Below are 15339 nucleotides of genomic sequence, written 5' to 3'. Positions count from 1 at the left end.
CTCCGAGTCAGGCGTCGTTGTCGAAAAAGAGCGGCTGCAACGCGGTGTGTAGATAGACGTGCTGACCTCCCTTACCGCGCCGCACGATCATCCCCGCCGCTTCCATCAATGTCAGCACAGTGGTCAGGTTCAGTCCCAAACTGCCGATGAGCGAGCTCGGTACCTCGATGCCGTCTTCAGTCATTTTCAGCTGCTGCGCTAAGCGGTCGAATTTCTCATGGGTGCGAAGCGCGCGGAACCAGTCCTGCAGCGCCGGGTCGGCTGCGGCGAGCAGCGCTTCATGCGTGAGCGCAGGGGCGCTTTGTTCCTCGGGCACAGGCGCAGCAGTCAGGGCCGATTTGAGCTTCAGGTTATGCTTGGCCAGAAAGGCGCTCCCGCCTGAAGCAGCGTCGCCCGGATGCGGCGTGGCCGGCGTGGCCGGCGCAGCTGGCGCAGATGAAGCTGTAGGTGCAGGCGGTGCGGGCAGTGCGTCCGGCGCGTCTAGAGGGTTGGCTACGATCTCGCCCGATGCCTCCTCTGCCATATCGCTTGCGAGCCGGTTCGCTTCGGTCGCCGTGGGCAAGGCAATCTGTTGCTGTTGCTTGTCGTACGTCGCCTCCGCCTTCTCGAGATAGTAATTCGCACACGCGTCGATTGATTCTCGTACTACCCGGCCCAGTGTCGTTTCCAGCGCGTTCGGTGCCGCCTGCGGATAGATCGCGTTGTAAATCATGCGAACGATGCGCATGTCGAATACCTGCACGAGCCTACCGGGAATGAAGCGCGCGGCAACAGCGGCGCATTCCGTCGGGCTTAGAGGGGGTTCGTTGGTGGTCCACGCGAATCTGGGCTCGCGCGCGGCGGCAAGCCAGTCACGCAGACTGCCGGTCGCCGAGAGAGGGTGGTATCCGCCATCGCGGCTCGACAGCGCGACATTCTGCGCGAGTACGGCGACGCCCGAAGCGAGGCCGGCGGCGAACGCGGCGAAGCGAGCTTGCACTTCGAGCGTTCGGCGCTGTGTCGAATCCAGCGTGGGAAAGAACATGCGTGTGGCGGAAACCCGCAGCGTGAGCACCGATACGAACAGGCCAAAAGACCATGCGCCACCCGGTTCACGATAGACCTTTGTCGACAAGGGAAGCTGCTGCACCTGGCATGCGTACTCGTGCAGTAGTGGCATGAAGGCGGCATCGAACTGCGCCTTGGTGAATCCCGCGGCAGTACGGATTTCATCGATCTGCTGCGCGGAAGACGCAAATAGCGAAGCGGGGGAAACGGGCTGAAGAAAGTCGTCCATGAATCAAGTTTGTCCAATGGGACTGCCTGGACAAACCTGAATGGAAGGGGAAAACCGTGAGGATTTGATGGGACGACATCCGCCGTGCGATTCACGGCAGCATTACGCATCTGCGCACGAATCTTGGACAGACTGTCCAGAAGCTACGGCGCTAAGTCATTGATTTTGCGCATAGCGTACATGGTAACGCGGAAAATTAGATGCATATTTCCCACGTATCCATCTCAAATTTAACTCAAACGCCTCAACCGGCCTTCGGCGCTTCCAGATCCATGGCGATCTGCACCGCCAGCATTTTCATGCGAACTGGCTTCTCCAAATAATGCGCCTTGTAGGCACGCTGGATTCGCACGATGTCGTCTTCGCGGTCGGTGTCGACCTGTCCGGTCAGCAGATACACGGTCGCGTCCGAATTGGCGCCAACGCGGATCTTCTGGATAAGCGATTCCGAAGTCTTGCTTCCGATTTTCCAGTCGAGTATGTATGCGTCGTACTGCTCATCCTCAAGCGCCTTGTCGAGCGAATCGAGGGAATAGAACGCCGTCGCCTCGTATGTGCCGCTGGCATTGAGAAACTCTGCGATGGTATCGGCCATCGCGCGATCGTCGTCCAGAATGGCCACGGAAAAATGGCGGGCTTCCGGCAGTTCGATCTCCAAGAACTTGATCGAGTAGAACGCTTCGGCCGGCGGCACGGCTTCCGCACGCATGACCTTCCAGTTGCCAGCGCCGCCGACGGCGACGAATTCCTTGGGTTGGCGCGACAGCGCCAGCGGGCCGATCACCGCGAAGGCAGGCACTTCTTCCGAACCCATGTACAGCGTGACGTCCACGGTCTGGGACCGGAGATCGTCGGGCGAATCGCTTTGTTCGCCGATACGCTGCCCATATTCCTTTTCGATACAGCGGATTTGCGCCATTGACCAGTCTGCCATCCCGGAGAACTTCTTATAAGCCTGACTGACCGAGAGACCAAGGATGCGCGCGACTTCGCGGGAATGTTCTTTTTTCGGCACGCCCTTTTTCAGCATCAAGGCACGGATGTTTTCCGTGATCGGATTCTTGGTTTTTTGAATGTCGGCCATGTTCATGCTCTCTAAAAGTTTTCCCAGACGAAGCGACATTTTACCGTGCGCCAAAAAGAAAGGCGCTAACCGAGCAATCGTTTTTAGAAAGAGTTAGCAACTAGTCATTTTAGGAGCGGGATCGCGTCTTTTCGTGGATAAAAAAACGCACATTAATGCGAAACAACGTTGCCACAAGACGAAAAATGGAGAATACTTGCCGAAAGCGGACGGGAAAAACAGAGCAATTGGGGTGACTGTCCGGCCCCAGGCAGCAAGAGTTCGATATGTTGCCCATAGGAAGAACGGCGAGTTGATGTATGTGCGGCCGGGAGCGCTCGTAGAAAAACTTGAAACAGGGACCAGCAGGCAGACGAAAACGCGACACAAAGAATGGATAGCGCCAGAGCAATGAGTAGAAGGAAGCGCGAATTAAACGTTTCTCTCTGTCAATCGAGGTACCAGTAGGAGAATTGGTCTGCACGGCAAGCGCCCGTAGCCCAATTCTTCCAACGAGTCTACAACCCATTGGAGAATTTCCATGTCCGCATCACTCGCACTCGACACGCAGAACACTGAACTGTTGTCCCGTGACGGAACCGTCATCCGGCGGCATCGCGAAGCAATCAACACCTCATCGATTAACCTGTCGGACCTCACGCCAGACCAGTATGGGTCGCTCATCACCGCAGCGCACATGGTTGCGCAGGCCAATCAGGCAATCACCGCGAATATGTATGTGATGGCCGAAAACCTGCAAATCATGTTGGACATCCTCGGCAAGGAGCGCTTCTATAAGTTTGCCGATGAGACCTTCGGCCTGAATCGCAAGCGCGTTGAGCGCATGTTCAAGATACACCGCGTGCTGGATGCGCATTTCAGCGAAGCCGATGGCAAGTTCCATCCGGGCCAGATCCAGAACTTTTCCAAGTCTGCGCTGTTGATGCTCGCCGACGACACCGATACCGAAGTGGTCGACCAGCTCCGTGAAATGTCGAAGACCGGCAAAGTGACTGAAGCAATGGTGCGCGACTTGCTCGAGCAGCGTAAAAAGGAAAGCGATACCAGCGTCGCGGCGCTCAACGCCGAGCTCGACCTCGAACGGCGTCGTGCGCGCGACGCCGAAGAGAGGCACCAATCTGACACCGCCCGGTTGCGGTTGCAGGCGGAGAGCCAGGCCGAGAGCTTAGTGAATCTCCGCGCGGAGAAAGACGCGTTAGCTGAAGAATATGCGGCGCTGGAAGACCGGCTCAAGTCTGTCAAGCCGACTGAGACCATCGTCGAAAAGGAAGTCCCGCCTGCGGGATACACAAGCGTCCAGGAAGCAGTCGAAGACATCAACCGCAAATTGCGCGACAAGGGCGATGAGTTGCGTCGCAAGTCGGATGAACTGCAGGCAGTTATCCAGCAGGAAGAGCAGGTTCGTTCGCGCCTCGAAGCCAAGCGCGCCGGCGCCGACACCTTCGAAAGGCTGCAGGAGCGGGTTGAAGAGCTGCTGATGATGTTTCCCCGCCCGTTGCTGGCTTCTCTGACCGAATCCGACCCCGAAATCAAGGCCGCCATCCATGCACTTGGCAAGGCGCTGACGATCGCCGGCGAACAACTCCAAGGAGCGTGACATGGGCAGCCCTATCAACACATCGCAGGCTTCGCAGTTCGCGCTCGACACGCAGGCAGCTACCCGCAATCTGATCGAGAAGGCCAATCAGGCGGTATGGGAAGCGGTTCGCGCAATCGCCGCCAGTAATGATCCGCTCGGTCCGGCGCTGTTCGGCGTGGATGCGGAAATGCTCCAGCAATTCAGCAACATCCCCAAGCTCAAGATGCTGCCGCTGTTTCAAACCGGCGTGCCGATCTTCGAACTGCGGCACGAGATGGTGTCGGCGGTCGCCGACTTGGTCGCCGCAGGCGGCTACAGCCAAGACAAACTTTTTCCGATCGTGATGCGCGCATTCGGAAATGCCTTACCCCTCAAACAGGTCTAACCGGGAGAGCAGTGATGAAAACCAGCGATGTCTACGCAGCCAAACTCGCAATCGGCCAGGCGCTTGCCGGCATGGGAATGCGCGCAGTCACTATCTCCGAGGTCGCCGGCACGAAACCCGCCGACTCCCGGGAGACTTTCCGCCGCGTCACCGGCAAGCAGTCGTCCAGCGGCCAGACGCCAACCTACCATCAATGGTTCTTGCAAAGCAAAACCCGACGCATGCACGGCGCGGCTCTCTGCCTCTGGTACGTCATGTACCGCAATGCGTGGGAAGGCCGTCATCCCAATCCCAACGGAATTGCCTTCCTGCTGGCTTATAAGCTGTACCGGCAAGTGCTTGGCGCTCAGGTCGCTGACACCGACAATGAACTGACCGGCGAGCGTTTGCACCTGTTGATCGGCAAGGGATTCGAGCGCAATTGGCGCCAAATTACGACCGGCGCTGCGACCACCTTCGATCACGACAACTTGAAGATCATGTCGTGTCGGCGCTGCCGGGTGCCGCACTTGGTCGCGGCGCACCACGTCAGCTATGACTGCGGCTGCGACAAATAAGCCCGTTCCTTGCGGTCCGAAAACCTCTCGATGTGTCGGGAGGTTTTTTTTCGTTCCGGCGCCCCGGTCCTCGCCGCGCTTTCTTGGGCAAACTAAAGCCGCGGAAGCTCGACGCGCATCCGGATCGACGCGAGCCAATCCTCAAGATTCGTCGAACCCGTGATGTACTGCTCTGCCTTGGCCTGCCTGACAAGTTCATCCTGACGCGCATACAACGCCGCCAGCGCCTCTTGCGCTGCTGTCTGCAACGCCCTGAGTTCTCGGTCCCGCAAAAACGAATCGCGCACGCTGTCCTCGAATGCGCGCTCTGCTTGCTCAATAGTTTTCTTCGCCATTTCTACCCCGACAAATAAAAAAGCCCCGCCGTCCCTGGAGAGGGAGCAGGCGGGGCGAGGTCTACATGCGGCTGACGATGCGCGTTTGGCTGCCGTTGATCAGCACTGCAACACGTTCGCCAACTTGTGCATTGATCGCGCCGGGTTCCTGCACGATCACTTTGTTCGTGCCGTCGACCAAGCGCACGATGATTTCTTCGCCTTGCGACGCGGTGACGCGGCGGCCGACTTCAGAACCGCCAAATGCGCCGGCGATCGTGGTCAGCGCGCGAACAGCGCCGGACGTATTGCGACCCAGCCAGAGACCAGCTGCGCCGCCTGCAATGGCGCCGTAGGTCTGCCCGCTGCCCGATCCTGCGATCGTGACATGACGGACCTGAACGACGGTGCCTTCGATGACGTAGCCCGCTGCCATTGCCTGATTGCGGCCATAGACATTCGGGTTTGCGTTTTGCGCGTTCATCATCGGCATTCCGGCGCAGCCAGTCAGAACGGATACGACAAGTGCCAGGGCGATGGTGACGATGGTTTTCATGGTGGATCTCCTTTACGTTTTTCCGCTGAGCGGGTGGGATAAAAGGAGGCGCCGAAGCTCGGCTTGCCGATGTGGGGCATGGGCAAGACGGCATGAATTGAGGAATGATCCCCGGCACGAAGCCGAGGATCATGGGTGCATCGTTACAGATCAGAACTGCTTGTTAAGTGCGCCGAGGTCGAAATCACGAGCGCGTGCCACGCTGCCACCTTGGAAAATCGACGGCGTGGGCAACACTACTTCCTTGCGGACGAAGCGTTGCTTGGTAGAGCTTCCGATATCGCTTGCAGCTTTCAGACTGACAGGGCCGAAAGCCTTGATCGCTTGCAGAGAACCGGTCGCGCCATGCTTGATCGCCGGGATGACGATTTTACTGACGGTCAAGCGCAGCAAGCTCCAGATCGTGTGCTTCCATGTCATGTACAGCGCAATGCCCAGCCACTTCATCAGCGTATAGCCAGCCATCCATACCAGTCTCGGACCTGCAGTGCAAACCGTGATTGGGATGAACAGAAAACCATACGCCACGTAGTACATCAGGCCGTGATTTTGCGACTGTTGGCTTTTCATAACGAGCTCCTCTTTACCGCGTAGCGGTGGTTGAAAAGAGGAAGAAGGCTGTTTCAGCCTTACCGGGCGCCACAGCGTCGGGTAAAGCATGTCGATTTGGAGGGGATCCGACGCTGCATACGCAACGCCGGAACGGACTATCTTGCTCTGGCCACGCGCACATGCGCATGAGCCAGACGGCGCTTCTGTACAGCCATCGTCGCGGTATGGACCATGCCATACCAAACGAGGAACGATACGAAGGTGCCGATCGATTGCATCTTCGGCGTGAAGCCGAAGGACTGGAGCAGACCGCAGATGAAGAAAGCCGCGAAAGTTGCTGCAGCAGCTGCGCCTATGCTCCGTGCGTTGGTTTCGGTTTGCATTTCAAGCGTCTCCATAGATGCCGCGTAGCGGCGTTCGAAAACGGAGACCGTTGGTGTGACGGCTTTCCGGTACGGGTACGGGAAAGACGACAGAGTGTCTTGGCATGCCAGCGGGAGATAAGATTTCGCTGGTATGACTCTCTATAAGATTGCAGGGAGGGTGGTGCTTTGCGGGTGAACCTGCCGCGTAGCGGCACCTAGAACTATAAACTTTCATGTTGCAGCCAACAAGAAGTTTTTCTCGGATAGAGCCACGTGGCAGTGGCGCGATATGCGCGCCCCAAAAAAAAACTCCTCCCGCAGTGCGGGAGGAGCGAGGGCATTACATACTTTTCTTCGGGATTGACGCCTTGCTGGCCAAGCATGTGATTTCGAACAGGTCGAATCTCACACTTTATTTTTTTCAGTCCCAGTTCAGACTTCCACCCGTTTGGTACTCGATGACGCGTGTTTCGAAAAAGTTTCGCTCCTTCTTCAGATCGATCATTTCGCTCATCCAGGGGAAGGGGTTTTCCTCCTGCGCAAACATGGTATCGAGACCGATCTGCTGCGCGCGGCGGTTTGCGATGAAGCGCAGGTAGCCTTTGAACATCGGAGCATTCAGGCCCAGCACGCCGCGTGGCATGGTGTCTTCCGCATAGCGATACTCGAGTTCGACGGCCCGATGAAACAGGGCTTTGATTTCCTCCTTGAACTCGTTGGACCACAGGTGCGGATTTTCCAGCTTGACCGTGTTGATGAGGTCGATGCCGAAATTGCAGTGCATCGATTCGTCGCGCAGGATGTACTGATATTGCTCCGCCGCGCCCATCATCTTGTTCTGCCGGCCCAGCGCGAGGATCTGCGTAAAGCCGACATAGAAGAACAGGCCTTCCATCAGGCACGCGAACACGATCAATGACTTCAACAGCTTCTGATCGTTTTCCACGGTTCCGGTCGTGAAGGCCGGATCGGTCAGCGTATCGATGAACGGGATAAGGAATTCATCTTTGTCTCGGATTGACGCGACCTCATGGTACGCATTGAAGATTTCGCTTTCATCCAGCCCCAGCGACTCCACGATGTACTGATACGCATGCGTGTGGATCGCTTCCTCGAACGCCTGGCGCAGCAGGTACTGGCGGCATTCCGGCGCGGTGATATGCCGGTAGGTGCCCAGCACGATGTTGTTGGCCGCCAGTGAATCGGCGGTGACGAAAAAGCCGAGGTTGCGTTTGACGAGGCGACGCTCATCATCCGTCAGGCCGTTCGGGTTCTTCCAGAGCTCGATGTCGCGCTGCATGTTGATTTCCTGCGGCATCCAGTGATTGGCGCAGCCGGCGAGGTACTTGTCCCATGCCCACTTATACTTGAAAGGTACGAGCTGGTTGACGTCGGTGGCGCCATTGATGATGCGTTTGTCGGCTGCGTTGACACGACGTTCGCTGTTGGCCGCTGCCGGCGACGGTACCGCAGCGGCGACAATCGTACTGATGGCGGGTGCAGCGGCTTGGCCGGAAGGAAGGGAAGCGGCGTCGTCGTCCCACGAGAGGGTATTCGCTTGCATGATGTTGCTCCTTGTTGGGTAGCGCCGCACCCCGAAGGGCGCGGCTCTCTTAATGGTTAAGTTGAATTGTAACGAATAGTTGATTCACTGACATGCATCACATGCGGAAAATCCGTCATCGCCGGGGCGCAGCGTGCACACCGGTCCTGCGGCTTCCTCTGCAACGGGCGTTGCGATCGCGGGTGCGACTGCATTGAGCGTGCCGGGGCGCGAGGTCGATTTCTCTGAATGCGTGGCGCCGATGGTGCGCAGGTAATACGTGGTCTTGAGGCCGCGCAGCCATGCCAGTTTGTAGGTTTCGTCCAGCTTCTTGCCCGACGCACCCGCCATGTAGATGTTGAGCGACTGCGCCTGGTCAATCCATTTCTGGCGCCGTGCCGCGGCCTCGATCAGCCAATGCGGCTCGATCTCGAACGCGGTGGCGTAGAGCAGCTTCAGATCCGCCGGCACACGCTCGATTTTCGCGAGGCTGCCGTCGAAATACTTCAGATCCGAAACCATCACTTCGTCCCACAGACCGCGCTCTTTCAGGTCGCGCACCAGGTACGCATTGATGTCCGTGAACTCACCACTCATGTTGCTCTTCACGTACAGCTGCTGGTAGGTCGGGTCGATCGAAGCCGACACGCCAACGATGTTGGAAATCGTTGCCGTCGGAGCGATCGCTACGCAGTTGGAATTGCGCATCCCGTGCCAGCGGATGCGTGCACGCACGAGTTCCCAATCCATGCCGCCGTAGCTCTTGGTGTCGAGCTGCAGATGGCCTTCGTCACGCTGGTTTGCGAGCATTGCGATGGAATCAATCGGCAGGATGCCGAGATCCCACAGCGAACCGGCATACGACTCGTACCGTCCACGCTCTTCCGCCAGTTCCGTTGAGGCGAGGTAGGCGTAGTAGCACACCGCCTCAGCCGTCTCATCGGCGAGCCGCACCGCTTCTTCCGAAGCGTAGGGCACGCGCAATGCGTATAGGAACTCGTGAAAGCCCATCATGCCGAGAGCCACCGGCCGATGCCGCATGTTGCTGTTGCGCGCCTTGTCGACGCCGTAGTAGTTGATGTCGATGACGTTGTCGAGCATGCGCATGGCCGTGCTCACGGTTTTGCGCAGTTTGACGAGGTCGAGCCGGCCGTCCTTGATGTGGGCGGGAAGGTTGACCGAACCCAGATTGCAGACCGCGATTTCGTCCGAACTGGTGTTGAGGGTGATTTCCGTGCACAGGTTGGAACTATGCACGACGCCCGCGTGCTGCTGCGGGGAACGAATGTTGCAGGGGTCCTTGAACGTGATCCAGGGATGGCCCGTTTCGAAGATCATGGAAAGCATCTTGCGCCACAGGTCGAGTGCCTGAACCTTCTTGAACAACCGGATCTCACCGCGCTCGGCCTTGGCTTCATAGGCTTCATACGCGGCTTCGAACTTGCGGCCGTACAGGTCATGCAGGTCCGGCACCTCGGACGGCGTGAACAGCGTCCACTCGCCTTTTTCCATCACCCGCTTCATGAACAGGTCGGGAATCCAGTTCGCCGTATTCATGTCGTGGGTGCGGCGGCGGTCGTCGCCCGTGTTCTTGCGTAGGTCGAGAAACTCCTCGATGTCCAGATGCCAGGTTTCCAGGTACGAGCAAACCGCCCCGGCCCTTTTTCCACCCTGGTTGACTGCCACAGCGGTGTCGTTGACCACTTTCAGGAACGGCACGACACCTTGCGAATTGCCGTTGGTGCCCCTGATGTGCGAGCCGAGCGCGCGCACTGGGGTCCAGTCGTTGCCCAGGCCGCCGGAGAACTTGGCCAGCAGGGCATTGTCCTTGATCGAATCGTAGATGCCTTCGAGGTCGTCGGATACCGTCGTCAAGAAGCACGACGACAGTTGCGGGCGCGGCGTGCCGGAATTGAACAGCGTCGGGGTGCTGCTCATGAAGTCGAAGGACGACAGCAGGTTATAGAACTCGATGGCCCGCTCTTCGCGATGGACTTCCTTGGATGCCAGCCCCATTGCCACGCGCATCAGGAAACTTTGCGGCAGCTCGAAGCGGACTCCATCGTGGTGCAAGAAGTAGCGGTCATACAGCGTCTGCAGGCCGATGTAGCCGTACTGCAGGTCGCGTTCCGCCACCAGCGCCTTCGCCAGCCGGTCCAGATCGAACTCGGCCATGAAAGGAGCAATGCGCCCCGCGGCGATGCCCTTGTGAATCAGCAGCGCGAATGCCTTCTCGTACGCTTGCTGCGCTTCGTCCTGCGTGACTTCAAGGCCGAAGACTTCGGTTCTGACCGTATGCAGCAGCAGGCGGGCAGTGACTTTGTCGTAGTCCGGATCCTTTTCCATCATCGTGCGGCTGGCCAGCAGGAGGCTCTTGAGCACTTCGGCCATCGGCACGCCGTTGTAGACGTTCTTGTAGGCCTCGCGCACGACGGCGTCGGCATCGGCGGACGGCAGACCGACGCAAGCAAGGTCGACCAGGCGCTTGACGAATGCATAGTCGAGCGGCACGCCGGTGTTGAGCAGGATCTCGGGAATGCCTTCGGGCGCAACGACTGCCGGTTGGCGCTTCTGCTTTTGCTTTTCGCGGTACAGCACATAGGCGCGGGCGACATCGTGCTCGCCGGAGCGCATCAGCGCCAGTTCCACCTGGTCCTGAATGTCTTCGATGTGCAGCGTCGCATCGTTCTTGCGCGACAGTGCGGCGCAGACCTGAACGGTCAGGCCGTCCACGGTTTCATGTTCGGCCTGCGAGAGGGCGGTCTTGCCCGACGTCCAGGGCTCGCCCTTTTCGTTTTTCAGGAAGGCCACCGTGATCGCGGCGCGGATCTTGTCGGCGGTGAAGGGCACGGCATTGCCGTCGCGCTTCAGGACAAGACGTTGTTTCATCAGTTCGTTGATTTCGGCGAGATTCATGATTTTCCTCGTTGGGTGTTGGTTGCGGCACGCCAGATGGCTTGCCTTGTCGTTTCGGTTCACGAGCGGCGCGAAGTGCGTCGCCCTGGTTCCTGTGCCGATTGCTCGGCAGCGAAAAATCACTCCAGCCAAAGAGGCTTTCCAAAGCGGTCGCTTTGAGAAACATCCTTGCGGTGGTGCGCCTGATGGACTTCTGCCGCGGGTGGGGCCGGTGTGGCAATGAAGACGGACTGCTTTGCGGCGGCCTGCCGCCCACGCGAGAAGCGTGGGTGCAGACTCGGTTATATGGTTTCACGATCGGACTGCCGGTGCGGGTGCAATCGGCAGCTACGTTTGCCAGCATTTCACGGAAGACGACAAGTCGGCCTCAGCGATATCTGGAATGGGTTTCCCGGGCGCTGTTGGGAGCCGGGTAGGACCGTCGCGGGTTTTCCGCTATTGGCGGCGCGGCCGATGCGGGACGGGATGATTGCTCCTGCCTGCGGTCGGCATCGCTTCCTTTGGCCTGCTGTTCGATGTAAGGGCGCGTCGCCTTGCGGGCGAGGTAGAACGCCATCCATTCGTCGGCAAAGTCGGTGCCTTCCTTGGGTGGCTTGCGGATTTCGCAGGCAATGCCACGGGCCTCGAGCTTTTCCTTGAGCATCGCGGCGCGGTGCTCGCCGGGTCGGTGGCCGGTCACAGGATCGATTTTATCGTGGTCGGCAAATATGATGACCTTGTCGAATTTCCCGTCCGGTATGTCCGCAACGCTCAGGTTGACGCAGTTCAGGAGGGCCCAGACATTGATGCTGTAGCGGTAGGCGGTTGCCACGGCCCATGCCGTCTCGATGCCTTCGCACACACCCAACACACGGCTGCCCGGCGTCTCGCATACGGGAATGGCTTCGCCCTTGAGCTTGCGAATTCCTGCCATCTGCTTTTTGACCATCTCAAATGGCGCCTTCTCGCCCTGAGGGGTCAGGTAAGTGCGATGCATCGTCACGCCTTTGCGCTCGCTGTCGATGACCTTGGCGAGCATCACCGGAAAGCGGCCTCGGCATACTGACTTGGTGTCGTACCGATCCGGCCCTACCTTGACCACTTCGTCCTCGTAGAACTCCATCGAGGGATTGAAGCGGATATACGGGGACAGTCGGCGCAGATCGCCGCCCGGTACCCGCTTGGACAGGTATTGCCACACCGGGTCGCCTGGCTTGATGGCGCGCGCGCCGGACTCGGCCTGCTTTAGCCGCTTTCGGTTCTGCGCGACTTCTTTCTCTGTCAATTCCGCATCGACGCGAACAGGAGCGACAGGGCGGGCGACAGAGTCCACCGGCTGAAAGCCCTTGATCTTGCGCAGGCGATCCATGATTTCGGATTCGGGCAAGCCAGAGCAGGCCAGCATCAGGTTCCACGCATTGCCGGGGCCGCATGTCTGGCACCAGTAATTCCCCATCAAGAACTTGTTGTCGAACCTGAAGCGGTCCTTGTTCGTGCCGGCTTTGCCGCCTGCGCCATTGATTGCGCAAAGCGGGCAGGGGCCGTGCTTTTTGGTGAGGTAGCGCGGATCGACGCCGAACTGGGGCAGCACGCTGTACCAGTCGAACGACGTGAAGTCGAGCCGTTCGTTGTCGTCCCTTTTTCTGTCCTGCTGCTGATTGTATTTTGCTTCCATCTTGCCTCCTTGCCGGGAAACCGGCGCTAACAAAAGAAGCTCAGGCGCTCGCGACAGCAGGCGAGGCTTTCGTCATGCGAGCCGCGCGCGCATGACGAAAACCCGTACATCGGGGAGTGATCGAAGAAAAACGCCGCCCCCCGAAGGGGGCGAACGTTGGGTTGGGTGAAAGGATTGAAATCAATGACTAGCGCGCGATCTTATGCGTGATAAGTCATTGATTTTTAACGGACCTAGAACGGGATGTCCCCGTCCGGATCGTCCGAGGTGTAGCCCCCGGCCAGCGCCGGCTCCTGCTGCGGGGCTTGACGTGGCGCCGGGGCACGGTTGGTGTTCGGCGCGGGACGCTGTTGCGGGGCCGGTGCAGTGCGCTGCTGCTGCGAGCGCTGCTGCGTCCCTTGCGCCGGACGCTGCAGCTGCGTCGAATACTGCTGGCTGTCTTCCTGCTGGCCATAGCTGTCGTCGCCGCCTTGTTGGCCGCCGGTGTTGCGGGCACCCAGCATGCGCATGTCATCAGCGCGGATTTCGACGACGTACTTCTCGACGCCATCCTTGTCCGTGTACTTGCGGGTGCGCAGGCTGCCTTCGATGTAGACCAGCGAACCTTTGCGCAGGTACTTGTCGGCGATTTCGGCAAGCTTGCCGTAGAACGCCACACGATGCCATTCGGTCTGCTCGCGCTTCTCGCCGGTGGCCTTGTCCTTCCAGGTATCGGTCGTTGCCAGCGCGATGTTGGTTGCGGTGTCGCCGCTTGTCATTGCGCGGGTATCCGGGTCGCGGCCCAGGTAGCCTATGAGCGTAACTTTGTTGACGGTTCCAGACATGGTGATTCTCCAAAATGGGTGGGGTGGCTACAGAACGGTGATCGAGTATTCGTTCATGTAGCGGGTTTCGAATTCACCGTCTCTGACTTCGACGGTGAAGTGTCTCTTGCCTAGCAGTTGAATCCTGATCGGCATGCCGTTACGCAGGCGGTGAAGCTTTGCGAGTTCGGCTAGGTGCTCTCCCAGGAACTCCTTTTCGTATCCACTGGGCCTTTTCACCTTGATGGCGAACGTGGTGTAGCCGGGCTTGCCCTGCCATGCAGGGCGGGTGGTCTTGCCGAGGAAGGAGATCGTGCCTTCCACCGGTTCTGACCGTGTTGCGGTTGGCGATGGGGAGTGTTTCGGCGAGGACTCGGGCGGTGCTGCTGCCGGGGCTCGCGGCGCCTGATCGGGGGGACGTTCAGGCGGTGGTGGCGCTGCCCGCTGTTGCGGCCGTGGCCGCGGTGCTGGCGCTGCCGGAGGCGGCGCTTCACGCGGTGACGGCGGGGCGTATGCAGCCACAAGGGATGGCAGGGCAAAGGAATCCATCGGCTCGACATCTCGAAACCCGACTTCCTTGACCCAATCGATTGCGCTGAGCATGTCGAAGACAACACAGCGCGCTCTGGCGATCTCGGGAGTAAAAATGCGCTCCTTCGCGATGCCGTTCTTTCGTGCGATGGCGCGGATGATGCGACGGCTGTTGTACTGGTAAAAGCAGACTTTCACCGTACCAAACACCTGACTGTGGACCTTGTCAGCCACCGGCATTGCCGTGGACTGATTGGGAACCGCAGAGGGACCGTGACTACGTGAATCCGAAGATGGAGGTCCCGCGTTACGCGTTTCCTCGATTTCGGTTCCCGTGGTCTGGTACGTCGCCCGGCCAGAAATTTCAGCGGTATCGAACGTGTCTGCGAAATGCATCGCAGTGCGTTCTAATCTGGTCGTGGACATAACAACTTCTCCAGGGTGCCATGGAAATGGCGAGGAAAACTGGAGCAAGCCTTGAGACAGGCTTTCCTGTAAGGGGCTACAAGAAAACGCTGTGAGACGTGTGGGGGTGCTGAAGATCGTGACGCTGCCGCGTAGCGGCATAGGAATATTACTGCCGTTTGATCCCCTGAACAACTATTTTCTTGCCGGCCCTGCCATGCGCGCCGCTGGCGAGGGCGGCAGGAGGCGTTCCTACAGGCCGCTGCTATCGCAATCGGGATCGGGATCTGCTGCGGGCTTGCAGGAGCGGATGCGGCCGGAGTAGTTGGCCTTGACGCGCCGCATCGCCGTATAGCTTGGCGCCGTGCCGATATCGTTGCGGGCAATCTGGATCGTGCTGCTGGCAAAGCCACCGGCGGCGTCGCGCGAATAGCCAAGTGCGTCGAACAGCACATACGGCGCGGTGCCGCCCGCTGTGCCGGTGCCGCTGATTGCGAGATAGGCAGGGAAGGCGGGGCCGGAAAGCAGCTTGCGATCGCCCGCATCGAAAGTGCCGTTGTAATTCTTGTCGGCGAACGCGATCCAGCCGGAAGACCAGTTCGCGCCATCGGCAGGCACAACAAGCGCATGCGTGCTGTTGACCACGCTTTCCGACTTGGCCGCCGCCAGCGCGCTCAAGAAGTCGTTGGCTGCCGCACCCAGCTCCGCGTTATGCCGGTAGCTCATGAAACTTGGCGCGGCTACGGCAGACATCACGCCGAGCACGGCGACGGCGACAAGCAGTTCGATTAGCGTAAAGCCCGAGGTCCTGATGCGCAT

General features: G+C 59.1%; 15 protein-coding genes. 3 read left to right on the top strand and 12 right to left on the bottom strand.

The genetic code is table 11. From position 1 onward, the window contains the following. Positions 1–7 precede the first annotated feature (7 nt). Both JJB74_RS15490 and JJB74_RS15485 read right to left on the bottom strand, forming a co-directional pair. Complete coding sequence (locus JJB74_RS15490) at positions 8–1276, bottom strand: TraI domain-containing protein (protein WP_200593008.1); 1269 nt, start codon at positions 1274–1276, stop codon at positions 8–10. Positions 1277–1520: 244 nt separating this feature from the next. Further along, positions 1521–2366 carry a helix-turn-helix domain-containing protein gene (locus JJB74_RS15485; RefSeq protein WP_200593006.1) on the bottom strand — a complete coding sequence of 282 codons (846 nt, stop codon included), beginning with the start codon at positions 2364–2366 and terminating at the stop codon, positions 1521–1523. Positions 2367–2880: 514 nt separating this feature from the next. Between JJB74_RS15485 and JJB74_RS15480 the strand changes: the two genes are divergently transcribed. Genes JJB74_RS15480 through JJB74_RS15470 form a run of 3 tightly spaced genes read left to right on the top strand, consistent with a single transcriptional unit; the run spans position 2881 to position 4881 of the window. Further along, a complete protein-coding gene (locus JJB74_RS15480) occupies positions 2881–3957 on the top strand; it encodes a coiled-coil domain-containing protein (protein ID WP_234484207.1) in 1077 nt (358 codons plus the stop codon). Position 3958: 1 nt separating this feature from the next. Continuing rightward, positions 3959–4324 carry a hypothetical protein gene (locus JJB74_RS15475; RefSeq protein WP_200593003.1) on the top strand — a complete coding sequence of 122 codons (366 nt, stop codon included), beginning with the start codon at positions 3959–3961 and terminating at the stop codon, positions 4322–4324. A 14-nt stretch (positions 4325–4338) separates the two neighbouring features. Further along, the gene (locus JJB74_RS15470) at positions 4339–4881 is read left to right on the top strand and encodes a FlhC family transcriptional regulator (protein WP_200593001.1); all 543 of its coding nucleotides are present in this window, start codon (positions 4339–4341) and stop codon (positions 4879–4881) included. 92 nt (positions 4882–4973) lie between these two features. Here JJB74_RS15470 and JJB74_RS15465 read toward each other — a convergent pair whose 3' ends face one another. From JJB74_RS15465 to JJB74_RS15420, 10 genes are all read right to left on the bottom strand, one after another. Then, a complete protein-coding gene (locus JJB74_RS15465; protein WP_200592999.1) occupies positions 4974–5216 on the bottom strand; it encodes a hypothetical protein in 243 nt (80 codons plus the stop codon). A 61-nt stretch (positions 5217–5277) separates the two neighbouring features. Next, on the bottom strand, positions 5278–5751 hold the full coding sequence (locus tag JJB74_RS15460) for an outer membrane lipoprotein (RefSeq protein WP_200592997.1): 474 nt from the start codon (positions 5749–5751) through the stop codon (positions 5278–5280). Positions 5752–5901: 150 nt separating this feature from the next. After that, the gene (locus tag JJB74_RS15455) at positions 5902–6321 is read right to left on the bottom strand and encodes a hypothetical protein (protein WP_200592995.1); all 420 of its coding nucleotides are present in this window, start codon (positions 6319–6321) and stop codon (positions 5902–5904) included. A 137-nt stretch (positions 6322–6458) separates the two neighbouring features. Then, positions 6459–6686 (bottom strand): hypothetical protein, encoded by a 228-nt coding sequence (locus JJB74_RS15450; RefSeq protein WP_200592993.1) that lies wholly within the window; start codon positions 6684–6686, stop codon positions 6459–6461. Positions 6687–7089: 403 nt separating this feature from the next. After that, positions 7090–8232 (bottom strand): ribonucleotide-diphosphate reductase subunit beta, encoded by a 1143-nt coding sequence (locus JJB74_RS15445; protein WP_200592990.1) that lies wholly within the window; start codon positions 8230–8232, stop codon positions 7090–7092. A gap of 84 nt (positions 8233–8316) precedes the next feature. Continuing rightward, positions 8317–11190 (bottom strand): ribonucleoside-diphosphate reductase subunit alpha, encoded by a 2874-nt coding sequence (locus JJB74_RS15440; protein ID WP_325170133.1) that lies wholly within the window; start codon positions 11188–11190, stop codon positions 8317–8319. 304 nt (positions 11191–11494) lie between these two features. After that, positions 11495–12781 carry a DUF7146 domain-containing protein gene (locus JJB74_RS15435; protein ID WP_200592987.1) on the bottom strand — a complete coding sequence of 429 codons (1287 nt, stop codon included), beginning with the start codon at positions 12779–12781 and terminating at the stop codon, positions 11495–11497. A 233-nt stretch (positions 12782–13014) separates the two neighbouring features. Then, entirely contained in the window at positions 13015–13605 is a 591-nt protein-coding gene (gene ssb / locus JJB74_RS15430) for a single-stranded DNA-binding protein (protein ID WP_200592985.1), read from the bottom strand. 27 nt (positions 13606–13632) lie between these two features. Next, positions 13633–14541, bottom strand: a complete 909-nt coding sequence (locus JJB74_RS15425) for a hypothetical protein (RefSeq protein WP_200592983.1) — start codon at positions 14539–14541, stop codon at positions 13633–13635. 231 nt (positions 14542–14772) lie between these two features. Then, the gene (locus tag JJB74_RS15420; protein WP_200592982.1) at positions 14773–15339 is read right to left on the bottom strand and encodes a GspH/FimT family pseudopilin; all 567 of its coding nucleotides are present in this window, start codon (positions 15337–15339) and stop codon (positions 14773–14775) included.

This window comes from Noviherbaspirillum pedocola (genome assembly GCF_016632335.1).
Taxonomy (GTDB): Bacteria; Pseudomonadota; Gammaproteobacteria; order Burkholderiales; family Burkholderiaceae_D; genus Noviherbaspirillum_A; species Noviherbaspirillum_A pedocola.
The sequence above is the reverse complement of the archived record's forward strand: the minus strand, read 5'-3'. Positions and strand labels throughout refer to the sequence as shown.